Source organism: Burkholderia sp. DN3021 (genome assembly GCF_049805555.1).
GTDB lineage: Bacteria > Pseudomonadota > Gammaproteobacteria > Burkholderiales > Burkholderiaceae > Burkholderia > Burkholderia pyrrocinia_C.
On sequence record NZ_JBNCAB010000002.1, the window covers coordinates 93,750 to 115,331 of the forward strand.

A 21,582-nucleotide genomic window follows, 5' to 3' on the forward strand; every position below is an offset into this window, starting at 1 on the left:
CCGAAGCCGCGCCTGTTCAGGAGAACGCGATGAATGCTCCGACCGCCGCCGTACCGGGCTGGGAACTCGACGCCGCGCCGTTTCACGCGGGCGAACTCGCCGTGCAGCAGCGCGCGGGCGTAACGGAAGCCGCGGGCGCGGCCGGCCGGCGCGGAATCCGGCGCTTCATGCCGGACCAGCACCGGACGTTTTTCGCGCAGCTGCCGTTCTTCGTGCTCGGCGGCGTCGATGCGCACGGCCAGCCGTGGGCGACGCTGCGGGCCGGCGCACCGGGGTTCGTCACGTCGCCGGATGCGCGCACGCTGCGCATCGCGGCGCCCGCGCTGCCTGGCGATCCGCTGGACGGCGCGTGGCAGCCGGGCGCGCCGCTCGGCGGGCTCGGGATTGAATTCGATACGCGCCGGCGCAATCGCGTCAATGGCATCGTGCGCGCGGTCGACGGCGATGCGCTGACGATCGCGGTCGAGCAGAGCTTCGGCAACTGCGCGAAGTACATCCAGGGCCGCACGCCGACGTTCGTCGCGCGCGACGGCGATGCACCGGTCGAGCCCGACGTATCGGACCGGCTGAGCGATGCGGATCGCGCGCTGCTCGCGCAGGCCGATACGTTCTTCGTCGCGAGCGCGAACACGTCGGCGGACGCGGGCGCCGCGCGCGGCGCGGACGTGTCGCATCGCGGCGGGATGCCTGGCTTCGTGCGCGTCGACGATGCGCACACGCTGACGACGCCGGATTTCAGCGGCAACCGTTTCTTCAACACGCTCGGCAACCTGCAGCACGATCCGCGCGCGGGGCTGCTGTTCGTCGATTTCGACAGCGGAGACCTGCTGTATGTCGCCGCGCGCGCCGAGATCGTGTGGGACGGGCCGCTCGTCGCGTCGTTCGACGGCGCGCAGCGTGTCGTGCGGTTCCATGTGCGGGAGGTGCGGCGCATGCGCGCGGTGCTGCCGTTCCGGTGGTCGGCGGTCGAGCGCGCGCCGCAGTTCGCTGCGATGGCGGCGGCCGCGGGTGGAGCGGTGACAGCGACGGTCGCGCCGGTGCCGTCCGCATCGGCACACCAATTAGCACCCGCATGGCGATCGCTGCGCATCGCGAAGATCGTCGACGAAGCGCGCTCGATCCGTTCGTTCCATTTCGAATCGGTGGACGGCGGCGCGTTGCCCGCATATGACGCCGGGCAGCATTTGACGCTGCGTGTTGCGTTGCCGTCCAGCGATGCACCGTTGATTCGCAGCTACACGCTTTCCGATGCACCGGGCGGCGCGCATTACCGGATCACGGTGAAGCGCGAAGGGCGCGTGTCGGCATGGCTGCACGATCACGCGCGGGCGGGCATGACGCTCGACGCGCAGATGCCGCGCGGCCGCTTCACGTTCGATCTCGCGAGCCCGCGCCCGGCCGTGCTCGTATCGGCCGGCATCGGCATCACGCCGATGATCGCGATACTGCGCCGCGCGCTGGCCGACGCCGCGCCGTCGCGCCGCGTGGTGTTCGTGCACGGTGCGCGCGAAGCCGCCGACCGGCCGTTCGCGGCGGAACTGGCGCGCATCGCGGCGGCCGATGCACGGCTGTCGCTGCACTGGTTCGACAGCCGTCCGCACGGCGACATGGCAGCGCGGGCCGGCCGCATCGACATCGCGCAACTGAAGCGGATCCTGCCGTTCGACGACTACGACTTCTACCTGTGCGGGCCGTCGGCGTTCATGCGCGATCTGTACGACGGGCTGCGCGCGCTGAACGTGCCGGACGAACGCATCCGCTTCGAGGCGTTCGGGCCGTCGAGCGTGGCGCGCAGCGTGACCCGAGCGGCAGGCACGGCAGGCGCGCCGGCGGCGAGCGTGCCGGTCGTGTTCCGGCGCACCGGGCGCGAAGCCGCATGGACGCCCGCCGACGGCACGCTGCTCGAATTCGCGGAAGGGCAGCGCGTCGCCGTGCCGTCCGAATGCCGCTCCGGTTCGTGCGGCACGTGCGCGACGCGCGTGCTGTCCGGCGCGGTCGACTACGAGCAAACGCCCGATGCGGCGGTCGAACCCGGCTGCGCGCTGCTGTGCGTCGCGCGGCCCGCGCAACGCGCCACGGAATCGCTCGTGCTCGACCGCTGACGCGCCTGCGACATGCGGCCGCAGACGGCCTGCTGCGCGAAAAGCGCGCGCAACTGCTTCTTTTTTCGGATGCCGGTTGGATCGACGATAGCGTCAACCGATTCGATGAAAGGAGCGCATCATGAAACTGCTCGGCATGATCAAGCTGGTCCTGTGGAGTTTCTTCGGCGTACGCAACAGCAAGGCGCACGCAGCCGATCTCGCGAACGTCAACTTCACGCTGCTGCCGTTCGTGGCGATCCTGCTCGCGCTGCTCGTCGGCGCGGTCATCTACGGCGTCGTGCATCTGGTCGTCGATCCGACCGTGACGATGCAGGGGTTCTGAGCGGCGCGTGAATGGCGAGCGGGAGATCATTCCCGCTTCGGTTTCCGGCCGCATGACCGGCGCATGATCGCGCCGGTCTTCGAGGTTGCTGTGCGCGCCGGGCATCGCTGCCACATCGCCGCCGTTGCCATGTGGCACGAATTGCGTTTCCCCATTCCCGTTCTTTCCCGCCTCCCGTTCCGCCCGATTCCACGGCCTTGATCCCCGCCCGGGGTAAAATGCGCGCCACGCCGCGCTGTCGCGTGCGACGGGTTGGCCGCCGTTCCGACGAACGGCGCGCACAACTGCCCGACGCCCGCACCGCGGCATTCGAAGCGTCCCCCGCATGACATGACCGCGCGAGGCCGCCGGCCGCCCGACAGGCACCCGACGAACCCGTCGACGGCTGCGTCGGCTCCCGGTGCGTCACCCGAATCCGATGTCCCATCCTGCGTCTTCCCGATCGATCGACCGGCACGCATGCGTGCCGTCTCGTCCGATTCGTCCGATGAATGTCGTGCCGGCCGGATGCGCCGCGGGTGAAGATTCGTCCGCGAGCGTGCGCTTCGCAGCTTCGTAACGTGTTTCGACAGGGTCGAGTGGCGAGTTTTCCATCCAGAACAATGACGGTGAATAAAACAACAGCGTCGCCCGTACGGCGGCGGCGCGCGAAGGTCGGGCTCGGCGTCGGTCTCGGCATCACGCTTTTCGCGGCGCAGGCTGCCGCAGCCCAGGGCGACGCGCCGGCACCGGACGCCGATGCGGCCGGCAGCGCGACGCTGCCGGCGATCACGGTGAGCGGCGAGCGCGGCAATGCGTTTCGCGTGCGCAACGCGTCGGTCGCGGGGCTCGACGACACACCGCTGCGCGACACGCCGGCGTCGGTGAGCGTCGTCACGCGCGCGCAGCTCGACGACCAGCAGGCGAAGCGGCTGAGCGACGTCGTGCGCAACGACGCATCGGTCGTCAACGACTATGCACCGGTCGGCTATTTCGAAGGCTTCGCGATCCGCGGTTTTCCGGTCGATCTCGCGAGCGCGATCCGGATCGACGGGCTGACGGTGTCCGGCGAGCAGAACGTGCCGCTCGAGAACAAGGAGCGCGTCGAGATCCTGAAGGGGCTTGCCGGCATCGACAGCGGTGTCGTCGCGCCCGGCGGCGTGATTAACTTCGTGACGAAGCGCTCCGCGAACGTCGCGAGCGTGACGGCCGGCGTCGATAGCCGCGGCTCGACGTCGGCGGCCGTCGATCTCGGCCGCCGCTTCGGCCCCGACCATCAGTTCGGCTTCCGGATCAATGCCGCGAAGGAGAACATGCACTCGTATATCGACGGCACGAACGGGCGGCGCATGTTCGGCTCGATCGCCGCCGACTGGGACATCAGCCCGCGTGCGAGCCTGCAGCTCAACGCCGAATTCCAGCAGTGGATCCAGCGTTCCGCGCCCGGCTACCAGTTGCTCGGCGGCACCGTCGTGCCGTCGGTCAAGACGACGTCGAAGGCGCTCGGCACGCAGCCATGGGCGAAACCGGTGACGACCGACGCGCTGAACCTGAACGCGCGCTTCGACTACCAGTTCAACGACGCGTGGAAGGCGTACATCGCCGCGGGCCGCAGCCGCACGATGATCGACGACAACAGCGCGTTCGCGTACGGCTGTTCGTACGCGGCGAGCTGCGCGGCCGGCGCGACGTCGCCGTTCTTCTTCGGCGCGAACGGCGACTACGACGTATACGATTTCCGCAGCCCCGGCGAATACCGGCGCAACGACGACCTGCGCGCGGTCACGACGGGCAAGTTCGCGACGGGGCCGCTGCGGCACGAGCTGACGCTCGGCGTGAGCGTGCAGCGCCGCGTCGTGCACATGGCCGACGCCGTGTACGACTACGTGGGCAGCGAGAACATCTACGGGCCCGACGTGGCGTTCGCGCCGTCGCCGAATTCGCCGGGCCCGTCATATCCGCGCCTCGACGCGTGGCAGTACGGCGTGTTCGGGCTCGACCGCATCAGCATCGGCGAACACTGGCAGGTGCTCGCGGGCGGCAAGGAAGTGCTGCTGCGCCAGCGCAGCTGGAGCAGCCTCGACGGCGCGGATACGCGCACCGACCGCTCCGTGTTCCTGCCGCAGGTCGCGCTCGTCTACAAGCCGGTGAACGTGCTGTCGCTGTACGCGTCGTACAGCAAGGCGCTGTCGCTAGGCGACCAGGCGCCGGTGCGCGCGACCAACGCGTATGCGTTCCTGCCGCCCGTCGAATCGCACCAGATCGAGGTCGGCGCGAAATACGACTGGCTCGACCGGCTGAGCCTCACGGCCGCCGTGTTCTCGATCAGCAAGCCGTTCCAGTTCGCCGACCCGGACGCATCGGGCACGACCTACACGTTCGTGCAGCGCGGCACGCAGCGGCACCAGGGGATCGAGCTCGGCGCGGCCGGGCGCATGACCGAGCGCCTCGCGCTGACGGCCAGCGTCGCGGCGATCCGCGCCCGTGCGGTCGATTCGGGTTCGCCGGCTTACGAAGGGCACCAGATCATCAACGTGCCCGCGCTGCGCGCGTCGCTGTATGCGGACTATGCGGTGCCGGGCGTCGCGGGCCTGAACGTGCTCGGCGGCGTCGAGTACAGTGCGGCCCGCAACGCGAACGAGGAAGGCACCGCGCGCGTGCCGTCGTGGTTCGTGTTCAATCTCGGCGCACGCTATACGACGAAGATCGGCGGTCATCGCACGGTGCTGCGCGTATCGGTGGACAATCTGTTCAACAAGTTCTACTGGCGCGACGCGGGCGAGCAGCAGGGCGATGCGTACCTGTTCCCGGGTGCGCCGCGCACCGCGCGCGTGTCGTTGACCTATGATTTCTGATCGTCCGGAACCGGCCGCGTGACGCGCGGCCCCGGCAGCTACCCAGGAGAGCACAGACGATGTCCCCACTCGAAATCGCCGGCGTGATCGTCAGCGCGCTCGCGATCTGGCTGACCGCGAAGCGGCGCATGCTGTGCTGGCCGGTCGGGCTCGCGTCGGTCGCGCTGTACGGCTGGATCTTCTTCGACGCGAAGCTGTACTCGGACATGCTGCTGCAGGGCGCGTTCGCGGTGCTGCAGGTGTACGGCTGGCAGCGCTGGCTCGCGCAGCGCGCGAGCGAAGCCGACGGCGGCGCGGCGCCGGCCGGCGACGTGGCGCCCGTCACGGGCGTGCGGCCGCGGCAGATGCTGCCCGACCTGATCGCGGCCGTCGTCGGCAGCGCGCTGCTCGGCGGCATGATGGCGCGCTGGACCGATGCGGCGCTGCCGTTCGTCGATGCGTCGCTGACCGCGTTCAGCCTCGTCGCGCAATACTGGACCGCGCGGCGCTACATCGCGTCGTGGGGGCTGTGGATCGTCGTGAACGTCGTGTACGTCGGGATGTTCGTGTTCAAGGAGCTGTACCTGACGGCCGGACTCTATGCGCTGTTCATCGGGCTCGCCGTCGTCGGCTGGCGCGACTGGAGCCGGACGGCCGCGGCGCTGCGCGCGGCGGCCGGCGGCGCGCTCGCGTCGGGCAGCGGCGCGCGCTGATTCACGCATCGATTCAACTACGGAGCAACGTCGTTCATGTCATTCCCACTCGAGCCGGACGGGCCAGTATCGCGTGACATCGCGCCGCCGCAATTCGGCGTCGACGGCGAGCAGGCCGAACGCGACTGGCCGCTGATGACGCACGACGAGGTGGCGGCGGTGCTCGCGCGGATCGACGGGGCCGGCGAGCCGGCCCGGCTGACGTGGCACAGCCCGCGCCAGTTCGCGGCAGCCGTGCTCGTGCGAATGGCGGACGGGCGCGGGCTGTTCGTCAAGCGTCATCACGCGAGCCTGCGCGATGTCGCGGGGCTCGAGGAAGAACATCGCTTCATCGCGCATCTGCGCGAACGCGGCATGCCCGTGGTCGACGTGCTCGCCGGTCGCGACGGCGCGACCGCGTTCGCATCCGGCGACTGGACGTACGAGGTGCATGTGCTCGCGCCCGGCGTCGACCCGTATCGCGGCGTGATGTCGTGGCAGCCGTTCGCGCATCCGTCGCATGCATACGCGGCCGGCCGCGCGCTGGCCGAACTGCATCGCGCGTCGGCCGGCTACGACGCGCCCGCGCGGCCTGTCCGCACGCTGCTGTCGAGTTTCCGCGTGCTGTCGTCCGCCGATCTGGCGGGCGCGCTCGAACGCTGGGTCGAGGCGCAGCCACTGCTCGCGCGCGCGCTCGGCGCGCGCGACTGGCGCGGCGACGTCGCCGACGCGATCGGCCCGTATCACGCGCGCCTCGTGCCGCTGCTGCCCGCGTTGCCGCCGCTGTGGACGCACGGCGACTGGCATGCGTCGAACCTGCTGTGGACCGATGCGGGGCCCGGTGCGCAGGTGCGGACGGTGCTCGATTTCGGGCTGTCGGATCGCACCTGCGCGGTGATGGACCTCGCGCTCGCGATCGAGCGCAATACGGTCGACTGGATGGCGCCGGCCGACGCGCGGCGCGTCGAATACGCGCAGATCGACGCGCTGCTCGACGGCTACGAATCGCTCGAACCGCTGAGCGACGACGCCTATGCGGCGCTGGTCGCGCTGCTGCCGATCGTGCATACGGAGTTCGCGCTGTCGGAAGTCGCGTATTTCGGCTGCATCATCGATGCGCCGGCCATCGTCGACATCGCATACGACGGCTACCTGATCGGGCACGCGCGGTGGTTCGGCGAACGCGACGGGCGGCAATTGCTCGACTGGCTCGTGCAGCGCCGGCGCGCGAAGCACGGGATCGTTTGAGTCTTGAGAGCACCCTGATAGCTTCACCCGCGCGGCGGTTGATATGTCGCTCGAATCATTATTGAATCGAACATCGAAATGTCGTCCGGATAGATTCGATGGACCGTCGCACGCGAGCGTTGGAGATGGGCAGCTCAACGTAAGCGCGGCGGCGATAAATGAGCCAACTTCATATCAACGGCCCGTACAGCAGTTGTTGAGGCAGCCGGGACTTACCTGAACGGTGACCTCACGGGTTTCCGATGTTGATTCGGTTGTGCTGCTGGCTGGATAAATTTGCGTTTTTATCTGAAATGGTGCGTTTATCAGGCCATCGTCTATGACGGCCTTTGCCACCACGGAGGCACGTTTCGTTGCAAGTTGATCGGGGGTGCTCTCATTTTCGGACGCGCTGCCAATTACATCGATCCATTTTTGAATTGGGTGCTTGGAGTTGATTTCCGACACCCATTGTTCGATTCGTATTTTCTCGGATTCACTGATTTCGTGACTGTTGGGTGAAAAAGGCACAAAAAATTGTCGAGATGGCAAATTTTGTGACCCCTGGCATTCTGCTATGGAATTTGTGGAGAAAAGGAATAGAACTGCAAAAATAGACGGTGATGCCGAAATCGAGATGTTCATGCTGAATTCGGCTCCTTACTCTGCAAATAAATCTTCACCGTAGATCACGAATCCGGTGAGTGTATCCGCATTTCTCAATGCGAGGTCAGGATTGGCTCTTGCCCATGCGGTCGCTGTAGGGTCGAGCCCGTAACGAGGGTCGCTGCTGCCGAAGGTGTCGACGAAATGTGTTACTTCGTGAATGAGCGTGGATAGGCGAGAATCTCCGAACATATTCTGATCGCGCAAACCGGTGCAAAAACATGAACCATCGATCCCGGATTCGTGTTGGTGACGGCCCCGGAGTGAACGAGAAACCATTCATTGTCTTCGTCAGACTCAAATTCGTACGCGTTGTGATCCGTGAAATTGTTCATTGCCTTAAATGATCGCCAGGTGGATTTTCAAGGGTGCCGCCCAACCTGGGGTCATGAAGCGGCATGATTACGTTCGCGTTCCCGCAACCTTGAACGGTCATCTTTTCAAGTGAAGATGTCCATAGAACTTGTTCGAAATTTTGGAATGAAAAATTATTTTTTGTGATTCTGACGGGACCGAATTGAATGTTCGAAAGCGACGCGACGAGTCCGATGAAATGTGACGACATCATCGGATCGCACGCGAGCGTTTAGACGTTGTGTGCAGGTGGCTATCTGGGCAGATTTGCCCGTTGATTCCGCGAGTACCACGCGCCGAACATGACGGAAATATCATCTTCGCCTCATGTTCGCACTGCGGCCGGACCGTAGCATCGGTCGCGAACCGTTACCGCAGAACCGAACATGCTCAAGCTCAACCTCGCCGTGGCCGTCGTCTTCGCGATGGCTGCGACGGCTCATGCGCAGCCGTCGCTGTCGCCGGGGCCGGCCCCGGCTGCCTCCGGCAGCGCCGCGCCGATCGGCGCACCGGCACCCGACGCCCTCCCTTCCACCTCGTTGACGCTTTCCGACGCGCTGTCGGTCGCGGCCCGGAACAATCCGGCGCTGCGCGGCGCGCGCGCGGACGTCGATGCGTCGGCCGGCGCGCTGATGCAGGCCGGCGCGCGCCCCAATCCCGAAGTGTCGTTCCTGCAGGAGGGGTTTCGTCGCGCCGAACGCACGTCGACCGCGATGATCAACCAGACGATCGAACTCGGCGGCAAGCGAAGCGCGCGGCTCGATGTCGCGTCGTACGGCAGGGAAGCGGCCAATGCATCGCTCGACGAGCAGGGCGCCGTCGTGCGCGCCGACGTGATTGCCGCGTTCTACGGGCTGCTCGCCGCGCAGCGCCAGTTTCAGGTGACCGAGGAATCGGCCGCGATCGCCGCGCGCTCCGCGGATCTCGCGAGCCGCCGTGCACAGGCCGGCAAGGTGTCGCCGGTCGAGGCGACCAAGGCACACGTGGCGGCGGCCGGCGTGCAGATCGAAGTCGTGACCGCGCGCGGCCGTGTCGAGGTCGCGCGCGAGAAGCTGAACGCGGTGATGGGCGAAGCGCGCGACGGCCGGCTTGCGGTGCTCGGCGATCTCGAAACCGTGCCGCCGGTCGAGCCGCTGTCCGCGCTGACCGCGCAGCTCGACGACGCGCCGCTCGCGCGGATCGCGCGCGCCGAGATGCTGCGCTCGAACGCGGCCGTGTCGCTCGAACGCGCGCGGCGCATTCCGGACGTGACGATCAGTGCCGGCGTGAAGCACGTGACCACGGGCGGCGTGCCGGACAACCAGGCGGTGGTCGGCGTGTCGATCCCGATTCCGCTGTTCAACACGAACAAGGGCGCGCTGCTCGAGGCGACGCACAAGGCCGAGCGGGCGAACGCCGATCTCGATCGCGAGCGCACGCGCTTGCGGCTTGACCTCACGCAGGCGTACACGAGTTTCGAAGCCGCTGCGCAGGAAGCGCAGCGGTTGAAGGCCGACATCCTGCCCGCCGCGCGCCTCGCGCTCGATGCGATGTCGCGCGGCTACGAGCTCGGGAAGTTCAGCTTCCTCGACGTGCTCGACGCGCAGCGCACGCTGTTCCAGGGCCAGTCGCAATACGTGCGCGCGCTCGCCGATGCCCATACGGCCCGCGCCGACATCGGCCGGCTCGTCGGTACGCCGCTCGCGCCGCTTGCACTGCCCGAGCCGGTCACGCAATAGCGCAACAGACGCCTCTTTTACCGGAAGGATCACCATGTCACGCAGCAGAATCCTGATCATCGCGGCGGTCGTGCTCGGCAGTGCCGGAATCGTCATCGGCGCACTCGGCGTCACGCGCAACAACGGCGGCAACGGCGCGGCCGCGTCGGCCGCTGCCGAAACCGCTTCATCCGCCGAAGCTGTCGGCGAGCGCGGCGGTGTCGTGCTGAAGCGCGGCAGGCTGTCCGTCGAGATCGTCATGACGGAAAAGCCCGGCGACGCGCGGCTCGTCGTCTATCCGTTCGTCGACGGCAAGCCGGCCGACAAGGGCGTGACCGTGTCCGGCACGCTGGTCCGGTACGACCGCACCCACGAACCGATGCGTTTCGACGCTGCCGGCCAGAAGTTCGTGTCCGCGCAGTCGATCGCCAAGCCGCACGTGTTCGATGCGACCATCGACGTCAAGGCGGGCAGCGACGCGGCGTCGTTCCCGTTCGCGCGCGCCGACGGCGCGATCGCGCTGACCGACGCGCAACTGGCGACCTCGAAGATCGCGCTCGCGAAGGCCGGCCCCGCGCAGATCGCGACGCCGTTCCAGTTGCCGGGCGAGATCAAGTTCAACGAGGATCGCACCGCGCACGTCGTGCCGCGCGTGGCCGGCATCGTCGAGCAGGTATCGGTGTCGCTCGGGCAGAACGTCGCGAAGGGGCAGGTGCTGGCCGTGATCGCGAGCACCGATCTCGCGGACCGGCGCAGCGAACTGCTGACGGCCGAGCGCCGGCTGTCGGGTGCGCGCGCAACCTACGAGCGCGAACGCACGCTGTGGCAGGAGCGCATCTCGGCGGAACAGGACTACCAGCAGGCACAGGTGCAGTTGCGCGAGGCCGAGATCGCCGTGCAGAACGCGCGGCAGAAACTCGCCGCGCTGAACGCGCCGGCGGGCGCGGGCGCGCTGAACCGCTACGAGCTGCGCGCACCGTTCGCGGGCACGATCGTCGAGAAGCATGCGACGCCCGGCGAGGCGATCGCCGCCGATGCGAGCATGTTCGTGATCTCCGACCTGTCGACGGTCTGGGCCGAGATGGCCGTGCCGGCGCAGCGGCTGAACGATGTGCGCGTGGGCAGCGATGCGACCGTCAGCGCGACCGCGTTCGAATCGCGTTCGAGCGGCCCGATCGCGTATGTGGGCTCGCTGCTCGGCGAACAGACGCGCACCGCGCCGGCGCGCGTCGTGCTGCCGAACCCGGACGGCGTGTGGCGGCCGGGCATGTTCGTGAACGTGTCGGTCGACGCGGGCAGGCAGGGCGTGCCGCTCGCGGTCGCGAGCGACGCGCTGCAGGATGTCGACGGCGCACCTTCCGTGTTCGTGCGCTCGCCGAAGGGGTTCGTCGCGCAGGCGGTCGAAACAGGGCGGCGCGACGAACGCGCGACCGAAGTGCTGAAGGGGCTCAAGCCCGGGCAGGAATACGCGGCGTCGAACAGCTTCGTGCTGAAGGCCGAGCTCGGCAAGGGGAGCGCGGAACATGAATGAGCGTCACGCGCGTGCCATTGCACGATTTTCGACCCGCTATGCGGCCCGATATGCGGCTCGATTTGCGACCCGTCGAGTGACCGGTCGCGCGGCTCGTCCGGTGAAGGCGACCGTTCCCCGTTTCAAGGAATCCCGCCATGTTTGAGCGCCTGATCCGCTTTGCGATTGCGCACCGCTGGCTCGTGATGCTGGCGATCGCGGCCGTGGCCGCGCTGGGCGTCTTCAGCTACCAGAAGCTGCCGATCGACGCTGTGCCCGACATCACGAACGTGCAGGTCCAGATCAACACGGCCGTGCCCGGTTATTCGCCGCTCGAGGCCGAGCAGCGCATCACCTACCCGATCGAGACCGTGATGGCCGGGCTGCCGGGCCTCGAGCAGACGCGCTCGATCTCGCGCTACGGGCTGTCGCAGGTCACCGTGATCTTCAAGGACGGCACCGATATTTATTTCGCGCGGCAGCTCGTCAACGAGCGCATCCAGGAGGCGAAGGACAAGCTGCCGGCCGGCATCGCGCCCGCGATGGGGCCGACGTCGACAGGCCTCGGCGAAATCTACCTGTGGACCGTCGAAGCCGACGCGGCCGCGCGCAAGCCCGACGGCACGCGCTATACGGCGGCCGACCTGCGCGAACTGCAGGACTGGGTCGTGCGGCCGCAGCTCAGGAACGTGCGCGGCGTGACCGAGGTCAACTCGATCGGCGGCTACGTGAAGGAATACCGTGTCGCGCCGAACCCGGCGAAGCTGATGTCGTACGGGCTGACGCTCGCCGACGTCGTGCGCGCGCTCGAACGCAACAACGACAACGTCGGCGCCGGCTACATCGAGAAGCGCGGCGAACAGTATCTCGTGCGCGTGCCGGGCCAGGCGCGCACCGTCGACGACATCGCGAACATCGTGCTGACCAACGTCGGCGGCGTGCCGGTGCGGATGAAGGACGTCGGGCTGGTCGACATCGGCCGCGAGCTGCGCACCGGCGCCGCGACGTCGGACGGCGAGGAGGTCGTGCTCGGCACGGTCTTCATGCTGATGGGCGAGAACAGCCGGACGGTCGCGAAGGCCGTCGCGGCAAAGATGGAGGACGTGAACCGCACGCTGCCTGCCGGCGTGAAGGCGATTCCCGTGTACGACCGCACGGTGCTCGTCGAGAAGGCCGTCGCGACGGTGAAGAAGAACCTGCTCGAAGGCGCGATCCTCGTGATCGCCGTGCTGTTCCTGTTCCTCGGCAACATCCGCGCGGCGCTGATCACCGCGCTCGTGATTCCGCTGTCGATGCTGATGACCTTCACCGGCATGGTCAACGCGAAGGTGAGCGCGAACCTGATGAGCCTCGGCGCGCTCGACTTCGGGATCATCGTCGACGGCGCGGTGGTGATCGTCGAGAACTGCGTGCGGCGGCTCGCGCATGCGCAGGCGGCGGCCGGGCGGCCGCTCACGCGCGACGAGCGCTTCGCCGAAGTGTTCGGCGCGTCGCAGGAAGCGCGCCGCGCGCTGATCTTCGGACAACTGATCATCATGGTCGTGTACCTGCCGATCTTTGCGCTGACCGGCGTCGAAGGCAAGATGTTCCACCCGATGGCCATTACCGTCGTGATGGCGCTCGCGGCCGCGATGGTGCTGACTGTCACGTTCATTCCGGCGGCCGTCGCGCTGTTCATCGGCGAGCGGGTCGAGGAGCAGGAGAACCGGCTGATGGGCTGGGCGCGGCGCGCGTACGAACCGGTGCTCGCCGCGTTCATGACGCGCCCGGTGCGCGTGATGCTCGGCGCGGGTGCGATCGTGCTCGTCACGCTCGGGCTCGCGACGCGGCTCGGCAGCGAATTCATCCCGAGCCTCGACGAAGGCGATCTGGCGGTCGCCGCGCTGCGGATTCCCGGCACGAGCCTGTCGCAGTCGGTCGAGATGCAGAAGTCGATCGAGAAGACGCTGAAGGCGCGTTTCCCCGAGATCGAGCGCGTGTTCGCGCGCACCGGCACGGCCGAGATCGCGGCCGACCCGATGCCGCCGAACCTGTCGGACGGTTACATCATGCTGAAGCCGACGGACAGGTGGCCCGACCCGAAGAAGCCGCGCGACACGCTCGTGCGCGAGATCGAGGAAGCGCTCGCCGAGTTGCCGGGCAACGCGTACGAGTTCTCGCAGCCGATCCAGCTGCGCTTCAACGAGCTGATCTCGGGCGTGCGCAGCGACGTGGCCGTGAAGATCTTCGGCGACGACATGGCCGTGCTGAACCAGACCGGCGAGCAGATCGCGGCCGCGCTGCAGAAGGTACCGGGCGCATCGGAGGTGAAGGTCGAGCAGACGACGGGCCTGCCCGTGCTGACCGTCAACCTCGACCGCGACAAGCTCGCGCGCTACGGCGTGAGCGTCGCCGACCTGCAGGACACGGTGGCCGCGGCCGTCGGCGGGCAGAAGGCCGGCACGCTGTTCCAGGGCGACCGCCGCTTCGACATCGTCGTGCGGCTGCCCGACGAGCTGCGCTCGGACATCGAGGCGATCAAGCGGCTGCCGATCGCGCTGCCCGCGCCGGCGGCCGGTGCCAGCGCGCCGCTCGCGGCGGCGCCGTACGTGCCGCTCGCGGAGCTCGCGACGATCGACGTCGCGCCGGGCCCGAACCAGATCAGCCGCGAGGACGGCAAGCGGCGCGTGGTCGTCAGCGCGAACGTGCGCGGCCGCGACGTCGGCTCGTTCGTCGCCGATGCGCGCGAGCAGTTGCGGCAGGACGTGCGCGTGCCGGCCGGCTACTGGGTGTCGTGGGGCGGCCAGTTCGAGCAGCTGCAAAGCGCGAGCGAGCGCCTGAAGCTCGTCGTGCCGCTCGCGCTGTTCATGGTGTTCGTGCTGCTGTTCGTGATGTTCAACAACGTGAAGGACGGCCTGCTCGTATTCACCGGCATTCCGTTCGCGCTGAGCGGCGGCGTCGTGTCGCTGTGGCTGCGCGGGATCCCGCTGTCGATCACGGCGGCGGTCGGCTTCATCGCGCTGTCCGGCGTCGCCGTGCTCAACGGGCTCGTGATGATCTCGTTCATCCGCAACCTGCGCGACGAAGGGGCGCCGCTCGACGCCGCCGTGCGCGAAGGCGCGCTCACGCGGCTGCGGCCCGTGCTGATGACCGCGCTGGTCGCGTCGCTCGGTTTCCTGCCGATGGCGTTCGCGACCGGCACCGGCGCCGAGGTGCAGCGCCCGCTTGCGACGGTCGTGATCGGCGGTATCCTGTCGTCCACGGCGCTGACGCTGCTGGTGCTGCCTGTGCTGTACCGCGTCAGCCATGCGGTGTCGTGGCGCGCCGCGCTTTTGGACAGCTTCGGCGGCGGGGTCGGCGCCGGTTTGCTGCGCCGGCTGGGTTTCTTCAAGGGTAATGCGTAATGCGAATTCTGATTGTCGAGGATGAACCGAAGACGGGCGCCTATCTGCGCAAGGGCCTGACGGAGGCCGGTTATGTCGTCGACTGGATCGAGGACGGCATCACGGGCCAGCACCAGGCCGAGACCGAGGAATACGACCTGCTCGTGCTCGACGTGATGCTGCCGGGGCAGGACGGCTGGACGCTGCTGCAGAACCTGCGGCGCAGCAAGTCGACGCCCGTGCTGTTCCTTACTGCGCGCGACGACGTTGGCGATCGTGTGAAGGGGCTCGAACTCGGCGCCGACGACTATCTCGCGAAGCCGTTCGACTTCGTCGAACTCACCGCGCGCATCAAGTCGATCCTGCGGCGCGGCCAGCCGCGCGATTCGAACACGCTGCGCGTGGCCGACCTCGAACTCGACCTGACGCGCCGCAAGGCCACGCGGCAGGGCGACACGATCCTGCTGACCGCGAAGGAATTCGCGCTGCTGTGGCTGCTGATGCGCCGCGAGGGCGAGATCCTGCCGCGCGCGACGATCGCATCGCAGGTATGGGACATGAACTTCAACAGCGACACGAACGTCGTCGATTCGGCGATCCGGCGGCTGCGTTCGAAGATCGACGACGCATACGAACCGAAGCTGATCCACACCGTGCGCGGGATGGGCTACGTGCTCGAAGCGCGCGGCGGCGCGGCCGCATGATCGCGCGCCTGCTGCCGCGCACGCTGCGCGGCCGCCTGACCGCGCTGATCGTCCTGTCGACGTCGGTGATCCTCGCGTCGAGCGGCGTCGCGCTTTACGAAGCGCTGAGCAACCGCGTCGAAACGACGGCGGCCGAACAGATGGCCGGCATTTCCGCCGCGCTGGGCACGCATCTGGCCGAAGCGCGCACGACGGCCGACGTCGCGCGCAACACCGACATCTGGATCGACCAGCTGCACGGCCATCCGAACATGGATCTCGCGATCTACGATGCGTCGGGCACGCGCCTCGTCGGCACGCCAGGATTCCGCCCGTACGCGACGCTGCTGTCGCTGGACGCGGGGCGCGTGCCGGTCGGCGTCGCGCCGCCCGGCGCGCGGCACCAGTATCTGGTGACGACCGTGCCGCTCGCCGGCGCGGGCGCACCGGTGGTACGCGTCGCGGTGCAGTACGACCGCAGCGCCGACGTGCTGCTGTTGCGCACGCATGCTTATACGATCGTCGTGATCGAGGTGTTCGGCGTGGTGCTCGCGGCCGCGATCGCGTACGGCATCGCGGCGCTCGGGTTGAGTCCGCTGCGGCGTTTCGCGGCGCGCGCCGAGCAGATGTCGTCGAGCCGGCTCGCGCATCCGCTGCCGGAACTCGATACGTCCGGCGAGCTGAAGGAACTCGAGCATGCGTTCAACGGGATGCTCGCGCGGCTGAACGAATCGTTCACGCGGCTGAGCCAATTCTCGTCGAATCTCGCGCACGATATGCGCACGCCGCTCACGAACCTGCAGGCGGCCGCACAGGTCGTGCTGTCGCAGCCGCGCAGCGCGGATGAATACCGGAACGTGATCGAGTCGAGCATCGACGAGTATCAGCGGCTGTCGCGAATGATCGAGGACATGCTGTTTCTCGCGCGCTCGGAACAGGCCGGCACGTCGATCGACGTGCGGCGCCTGAATGCGGCGGAAGAGGCCGGGCGTGTCGCCGGCTACTACGAGCCGCTCGCGGAGGATGCGGGTGTGTCGGTGAAGGTCGACGGTCACGCGTGGGTCGATGCGGATCTCACGCTGTACCAGCGCGCGTTGAGCAACCTGCTGTCCAATGCGCTCGCCTACGCGCCGCGCGGCAGCGTCGTCACGATCGACTGCGTGGAGCAGGGCGGTGCGACGACGATCGCCGTGTCGGATACGGGGCCCGGCATTACCGCGGAACATGTCGGGCGGATCTTCGAGCGCTTCTATCGCGTCGATCCGTCGCGGCACAATTCGGCGTCGGGGACGGGGCTCGGCCTCGCGATCGTCCGGTCGATCATGGACAACCACGGCGGCGAATGCGGCGTCGACAGCGATCCCGGCCGGCGCACGACGTTCTGGCTGCGCTTTCCGCGACGGCCGGCCGAGCCGACGCGGCCGGCCGTCATTCGCACCTGACATCGCGGGCGGGCACGCCCGCACGTTCGCCGCAAGGCGTTTGCGAGCGGCACGGTGCCCGCGGTCGCACGACCGAGCGGCATCAGCGCGTCGCCAGGTTGTCGTGATTGTCGGCCTGTGGCTTCTTCTCGCGGCCATGCACCGAAATCCCGTGAAGCTCCTTGTTGCGCGCGACGATCTCGCTGGTCGGCGGGTATTGCGTCTTGCTCGTCGGCACGATGCCGTCGTGCTGCGCCTGTTTCAGTTCGTTGACGACTTGTGCGCGGGTCTTGCCCTGCGTTTGCGTTTGCGCGAATGCGGCCTGCGTGGCCATGCCGAGCGACAGCGTGGCGGTGACGAACAGTGCTGCGAGTTTTGCCGTTTTCATTGAGTTCTCTCCTTGATCGGGGTCGCCGGGTGGCGAACCATGGACCCAGTATGCGAAAGCAGCCATGCGCCACCGTGATCGGGAGATGAAAAAAACGTCAGATTGCGTGACGCGGTGGCGCGCCGTACGCGCTCGATCGACGTGACGCAATCGTCATGTTCGCGTCATGAGCGCGATGAGCGGGAAGCGGAACATGAAGCCTGCCGATTGCCCACGCGGCCGACGGCATTCGCGCCGTTCGCGACAGCAGAATCGAAAGCGGGCGGTCATGTTAAGACTTTCATTTCGGACCGGAAATTGCATCGTCCCGCCATTCGCCTATCGTCGATCGCAGTCCTGATCGTCCCGTTTCTCGCAGGCTGCGCATCGCCACGTTCCGACACCGGAACGACCGCGCCGGCCGCCGCGCGCAAGCCGGTGCCGGCCGACCTCATGCCCGGCGAGCAGATCGACTATGCCGGGCACCGCTGCGGCAATCCGAACCTGTACGTGAAGACGCATCCGTGTTTGTTTCCGCAACGCAATCCAGCGCCGTGATCGTCTGCGTCGCGATCAAAAAAAGGCCCGGTACTCGATGAGTCCGGGCCTAACGCGTGATCGTGCCGTGCGACAGCGACCCGCTGCGTGGATGGGAACGGGCATGGCCCGTTACCGTTCCGATCGTAGCGAAACGACGCATCGTGACCCTGATCGGAACATGAAATTTTTGTCACGCAGGCGCGAGCGTGCCGCCGCCGCGATCAGAATCGATGGCGCAACCCGGGATTGACGATGCCTTGCGTGCGCGTTCCGCCGTAGCCATAGGAGCCGATCGGCGCCTGCGCCGTTGTTCAAGACGAATTTCATTCGTATTGCGACGCAGTACATGCACGAACCATGACGAAACCGTCATGCCTGGATCACGATGCCGCACCGCCGCCGGATCAAAGTGAAGGCTCCTGTCACGGATTCCCGGCAAGGAGCGAACAACATGAACAATCCGCGACCGATGATCGCGATGACCGTTGCCGCGCTGTCGATCGCGGCCTTCTCGCAGACCGTGGCCGCGCAGGCGAAGACCCGGCAGGACGTGCGTCGGGAATTGATGCGCGCGCGGCACGACGGCGTGATCCCGAGCCCGAATCACGACTGCCCGGCGAGCCCGGCCGCCGTCGCGCGCAATCAGGAAATCCATCGATCGACGATTCGCCGCGGCGAGAACGCACCGACGGTCGATGCGCACGACAACCGCTTCGCGGTGCGTTGATCGTTCATTCGCGGCCGGCTGCGACGCCGCTGCTCGGCCGGTTTTCCATATGAAAAGGAGCATGCCATGCGCACTATCGCAACAGGAATCATGCTGGCTGTCTGTTTGATGTCGACGGCCGCGATGGCGGCCGGCTGGCCGGAACGGGCGCTGTCGCATGCGTCGGAGCACGACGCCGGCCGCCGCGCGAGCGAGTGGATGCGCTGCGAATTCGCGGCCGTGCCGTCAGGCGAGTGGAGCGCGACATTCATGCGCGGACAATGCGAGGTCGACAACGGCCGGCTGACGTTCGTGCCGGCCGACACGGGCGGCGAGCCGAATGTCGCGGAGAAGCGGATCGTGCTGGGCGATGTTCGTAGCGCGTCGCATCAGTCGCGCAAGTTGAAGGAACAACTGCAACTGACGACACGCGACGAAGTGATCGCGCTGAACATGCTGACCGACGACGGCAGCCGCAAGTCGCGCGAGCACGCGATCGACTTGTGGACCGCGTTGCGCAACGAGGGCGTCACGCCCGTCAACGGCACGCGCATCGTCGACACGTATCCGGCGGGCGCGACGACGCGGTAGCCGGCGCGCCCGTTCCGGTCAAAGCTGCGCGAGCGCCTGGTCGAGATCGGCGAGCAGGTCGTCGATATGCTCGATGCCGATCGACAGCCGCACCGTTTCCTCCTTCACGCCGGCCTTCGCGAGCTCGGCCGGCGACAGTTGCCGGTGCGTTGTCGATGCCGGGTGCGTCGCGAGCTGTTGTTGTGATGTCGAGCGATTATAGGAGCACGTGTGCTGCTGCCCTTAGAACGAATGGTGTGTTGCTTATGGGGATGCCGCGCATAAAATGCGGTTTTCCGCAGACAGGAGGCGCGCGATGGATCAGGACCAATGGAACCGGATGGATGCGTATTTTTCCGCGACGCTCGTGCCGTCCGACGATGCGCTCGATGCCGCGCTGGCGGTCAGTAACGCGGCCGGGCTGCCCGCGATCAACGTCGCGCCGAACCAGGGCAAGCTGCTGCAACTGCTCGCGACGATACGCGGCGCGCGGCGCATCCTGGAGGTCGGCACGCTCGGCGGCTACAGCACGATCTGGCTCGCGCGCGCGTTGCCGCCGGGCGGCACGCTCGTGACGCTCGAACTGAACCCCGAGCATGCGAAGGTCGCGACGCGGAATATCGCGCGCGCCGGGTTTGCTGAGGTCGTGTCGGTGATCGTCGGCAGCGCGAAGGACAGCCTCGCGCGGCTCGTCGATGCGGGTGGCGCGCCGTTTGATTTCATCTTCATCGATGCGGACAAGGACAACAATCCGGTCTATCTCGACGCGGCGCTGAAGCTGTCGCGGCCCGGCACGGTGATCGTGGTCGACAACGTCGTGCGCGGCGGGCGCGTGGCCGATCCGGACAATCGCGAGCCCGATGTGGTCGGCGTGCGGGAAGGCTTCGCGCGTCTCGCGGCCGAGCCGAAGCTCACGACGACGGCCGTGCAGACGGTCGGGCAGAAGGGCTGGGACGGGTTCTCGATCTCGATCGTCGGCGAGTGACGTGACGGTGGCGCGCCACGCGCGTCAGCGCTTTCCCGTCGCGTCGGCCCGGCGATACAGGCGTGGCCATTGATCCTGGAACAGGCCGTTGCAGGTGCCGTGCGTCGCGATGTCGGCGAGCAGGAAGCGCCGGCCGTCGAAGATCCACGACGCGGTCGAGCCGCAATCGCCGGCGCTGCGCAAGCGGACCTTGCTCGACAGCATCGCGCTGGCGGGATCGTAGCCGGCGTCGGTCAGTTCGTTCGCGAACGACGCCGAATCGAGACCCGCGTTCGCGTTCTCGCCGAAGTTCATCGCCATCGGCGCATACGGCGCCGACCGTCGCACGCGGTACCACAGGTCGGTGTGGTTATACAGGCTGCTGGTCTGGCACGGGATCGCGACGAGCGCCTCGTCGGCCGAGATCGCCACGGCGCGCGACGCCTTCCTGCGATCGCCGGCCGACATTTCGTCTTCGACATCGGCCGCGCATTGCTTCACGTCGGTGCCGAACTTCGCGAGCACGGCATCGACGAGCGGGCGCTGTTCGGCGGCCGACAGGCCGGCGACGGGCGGCGCCGGAACGACGGCGGGCGGCAGTGCCGGCGCGGCCGGCACCGACGAAGCGGGCCGGTTGCCGGGGCGCAGCAGCGCCGTGACCGTGCCGACGCGGCCCTGCGTGTCGTCGATCAGCAGCAGCGCCGCATTCAATCCCGACAGCGGCGTGCGCGGCGTTTGCGCCGACGCCGGATCGCCGAAGCTCAGCAGTTGTGCATTGCGCGACGCGGCGAGCCACGCGGCAACCGTTGCCGGATCGCTCGTCCGGATCCGGAACGGGTGCGCGTCGTCATTGTCCGGCTTGTCGCCGAACGCATGCCATTGGGCCGGCATCGCATCGAACGGGCGGCCATCGGTGCGTGCCGTGCGCAGATCCAGTGGTGCCGACGCGAAGATGTCGAGCGACGGTTGCGCATCGGGGCCGGCATCGCGCGTCACGCGCAGGATGAGATTGGTGCGCGCATCGTCGATATCGTCGGCGTGGCTTTCGGCAATGCAGCGGTTGCCGTTGTCGCAGACGACCGACCAGCTCTTGAAGTCGCGCTCGACCGGCGGCCGCGCGAGCGGGCGTGCCTGTGCGGCGAGCGGGGAAGCGGCGAGGAGGGCGGCGAGGGCGAGCGAAAGGCGGTGCGACATGACGGTTCGTATCGGCTGTGAACGGGCGGGCGGAAGACGTCGGCGCTGCAGGCGCATCGTCGGCAAGCGGTGCACATGGAGTGCAGCGGCGTATGACGCGGTGGGCTTTGCAGAACGGATCAAGTATACCGCCGCAACGGATGGCGGCGGACGCGACGACACGTGGTATGCGGGCACGCACGTTGCTCACCGGCAGCGGCTGGGCGCGTGCGGACGTGCAAACGGCGCGATGCCCACAGGCATCGCGCCGTTCGTCTTTCATCGACCGTCGACCACGTCGCGCAGGAACGTGTCGAGCATCGCCACGTCGCCCCACGGCCGCTTGTATTCGCGATCGTGTTCGGCATCGGCGAGCATCGTCTCGACGAGCGCGTGGATCGCGGGACGCG

General features: G+C 67.6%; 18 protein-coding genes and 2 pseudogenes. 14 read left to right on the forward strand and 6 right to left on the reverse strand.

Features of this window, described 5'->3' with window-relative positions; all coding sequences use genetic code 11:
- Window positions 1-29 precede the first annotated feature (29 nt).
- The 5 genes from ACPUER_RS01610 to ACPUER_RS01630 all read left to right on the forward strand — a co-directional run bounded on the left by ACPUER_RS01610 (window position 30) and on the right by ACPUER_RS01630 (window position 7,180).
- Window positions 30-2,102, forward strand: a complete 2,073-nt coding sequence (locus ACPUER_RS01610) for a pyridoxamine 5'-phosphate oxidase family protein (protein ID WP_425130183.1) — start codon at window positions 30-32, stop codon at window positions 2,100-2,102.
- A gap of 121 nt (window positions 2,103-2,223) precedes the next feature.
- On the forward strand, window positions 2,224-2,427 hold the full coding sequence (locus tag ACPUER_RS01615) for a DUF2970 domain-containing protein (RefSeq protein ID WP_034182111.1): 204 nt from the start codon (window positions 2,224-2,226) through the stop codon (window positions 2,425-2,427).
- A 602-nt stretch (window positions 2,428-3,029) separates the two neighbouring features.
- The gene (locus ACPUER_RS01620; RefSeq protein ID WP_425130184.1) at window positions 3,030-5,261 is read left to right on the forward strand and encodes a TonB-dependent siderophore receptor; all 2,232 of its coding nucleotides are present in this window, start codon (window positions 3,030-3,032) and stop codon (window positions 5,259-5,261) included.
- A 59-nt stretch (window positions 5,262-5,320) separates the two neighbouring features.
- Window positions 5,321-5,953 carry a nicotinamide riboside transporter PnuC gene (gene pnuC / locus ACPUER_RS01625; RefSeq protein ID WP_425130185.1) on the forward strand — a complete coding sequence of 211 codons (633 nt, stop codon included), beginning with the start codon at window positions 5,321-5,323 and terminating at the stop codon, window positions 5,951-5,953.
- 36 nt (window positions 5,954-5,989) lie between these two features.
- The gene (locus ACPUER_RS01630; RefSeq protein WP_425130186.1) at window positions 5,990-7,180 is read left to right on the forward strand and encodes a phosphotransferase enzyme family protein; all 1,191 of its coding nucleotides are present in this window, start codon (window positions 5,990-5,992) and stop codon (window positions 7,178-7,180) included.
- A 174-nt stretch (window positions 7,181-7,354) separates the two neighbouring features.
- Here ACPUER_RS01630 and ACPUER_RS01635 read toward each other — a convergent pair whose 3' ends face one another.
- Window positions 7,355-7,804, reverse strand: coding sequence for a hypothetical protein (locus ACPUER_RS01635; protein ID WP_425130187.1), 450 nt, complete (start codon window positions 7,802-7,804; stop codon window positions 7,355-7,357).
- Between the two features lie 15 nt (window positions 7,805-7,819).
- A complete protein-coding gene (locus ACPUER_RS01640; protein ID WP_425130188.1) occupies window positions 7,820-8,104 on the reverse strand; it encodes a M35 family metallo-endopeptidase in 285 nt (94 codons plus the stop codon).
- Between the two features lie 461 nt (window positions 8,105-8,565).
- Here ACPUER_RS01640 and ACPUER_RS01645 point away from each other — a divergent pair, with 461 nt between their 5' ends.
- The 5 genes from ACPUER_RS01645 (at window position 8,566) to ACPUER_RS01665 (ending at window position 16,873) form a co-directional block, all read left to right on the forward strand.
- Window positions 8,566-9,897, forward strand: a complete 1,332-nt coding sequence (locus ACPUER_RS01645) for a TolC family protein (protein WP_425130189.1) — start codon at window positions 8,566-8,568, stop codon at window positions 9,895-9,897.
- 34 nt (window positions 9,898-9,931) lie between these two features.
- A complete protein-coding gene (locus tag ACPUER_RS01650; protein WP_425130190.1) occupies window positions 9,932-11,407 on the forward strand; it encodes an efflux RND transporter periplasmic adaptor subunit in 1,476 nt (491 codons plus the stop codon).
- A gap of 137 nt (window positions 11,408-11,544) precedes the next feature.
- A complete protein-coding gene (locus tag ACPUER_RS01655) occupies window positions 11,545-14,769 on the forward strand; it encodes an efflux RND transporter permease subunit (protein ID WP_425130191.1) in 3,225 nt (1,074 codons plus the stop codon).
- Window positions 14,769-15,452 (forward strand): heavy metal response regulator transcription factor IrlR, encoded by a 684-nt coding sequence (gene irlR, locus ACPUER_RS01660; protein ID WP_175960597.1) that lies wholly within the window; start codon window positions 14,769-14,771, stop codon window positions 15,450-15,452. The genes ACPUER_RS01655 and irlR overlap by 1 nt, the downstream gene beginning before the upstream one ends.
- Window positions 15,449-16,873, forward strand: a complete 1,425-nt coding sequence (locus ACPUER_RS01665) for a heavy metal sensor histidine kinase (protein ID WP_425130192.1) — start codon at window positions 15,449-15,451, stop codon at window positions 16,871-16,873. The genes irlR and ACPUER_RS01665 overlap by 4 nt, the downstream gene beginning before the upstream one ends.
- A gap of 82 nt (window positions 16,874-16,955) precedes the next feature.
- Here ACPUER_RS01665 and ACPUER_RS01670 read toward each other — a convergent pair whose 3' ends face one another.
- Window positions 16,956-17,240 carry a DUF4148 domain-containing protein gene (locus ACPUER_RS01670; protein ID WP_175960594.1) on the reverse strand — a complete coding sequence of 95 codons (285 nt, stop codon included), beginning with the start codon at window positions 17,238-17,240 and terminating at the stop codon, window positions 16,956-16,958.
- Window positions 17,241-17,342: 102 nt separating this feature from the next.
- On the opposite strand from ACPUER_RS01670, the gene ACPUER_RS01675 reads away from it, so the two are divergent.
- The 3 genes from ACPUER_RS01675 to ACPUER_RS01685 all read left to right on the forward strand — a co-directional run bounded on the left by ACPUER_RS01675 (window position 17,343) and on the right by ACPUER_RS01685 (window position 19,056).
- Complete coding sequence (locus ACPUER_RS01675) at window positions 17,343-17,777, forward strand: hypothetical protein (RefSeq protein ID WP_425130193.1); 435 nt, start codon at window positions 17,343-17,345, stop codon at window positions 17,775-17,777.
- Between the two features lie 433 nt (window positions 17,778-18,210).
- Window positions 18,211-18,486: a DUF4148 domain-containing protein gene (locus ACPUER_RS01680; protein WP_425130194.1), complete on the forward strand. Its 276-nt coding sequence runs from the start codon at window positions 18,211-18,213 to the stop codon at window positions 18,484-18,486.
- A gap of 66 nt (window positions 18,487-18,552) precedes the next feature.
- Window positions 18,553-19,056 carry a hypothetical protein gene (locus ACPUER_RS01685; RefSeq protein ID WP_425130195.1) on the forward strand — a complete coding sequence of 168 codons (504 nt, stop codon included), beginning with the start codon at window positions 18,553-18,555 and terminating at the stop codon, window positions 19,054-19,056.
- Between the two features lie 18 nt (window positions 19,057-19,074).
- Here ACPUER_RS01685 and ACPUER_RS01690 read toward each other — a convergent pair.
- Window positions 19,075-19,236 (reverse strand): annotated as a pseudogene (locus ACPUER_RS01690) (PLP-dependent transferase); the annotation flags it as partial.
- A gap of 115 nt (window positions 19,237-19,351) precedes the next feature.
- Here ACPUER_RS01690 and ACPUER_RS01695 point away from each other — a divergent pair.
- Complete coding sequence (locus tag ACPUER_RS01695) at window positions 19,352-20,020, forward strand: O-methyltransferase (protein WP_310131374.1); 669 nt, start codon at window positions 19,352-19,354, stop codon at window positions 20,018-20,020.
- 24 nt (window positions 20,021-20,044) lie between these two features.
- On the opposite strand, the gene ACPUER_RS01700 is transcribed toward ACPUER_RS01695, so the two are convergent.
- Together ACPUER_RS01700 and ACPUER_RS01705 are read right to left on the reverse strand one after the other, a co-directional pair.
- Entirely contained in the window at window positions 20,045-21,193 is a 1,149-nt protein-coding gene (locus ACPUER_RS01700) for a DUF1176 domain-containing protein (RefSeq protein WP_425130196.1), read from the reverse strand.
- Window positions 21,194-21,451: 258 nt separating this feature from the next.
- Window positions 21,452-21,580, reverse strand: a pseudogene (locus tag ACPUER_RS01705) (nucleotidyltransferase); the annotation flags it as partial.
- Window positions 21,581-21,582: the final 2 nt, after the last annotated feature.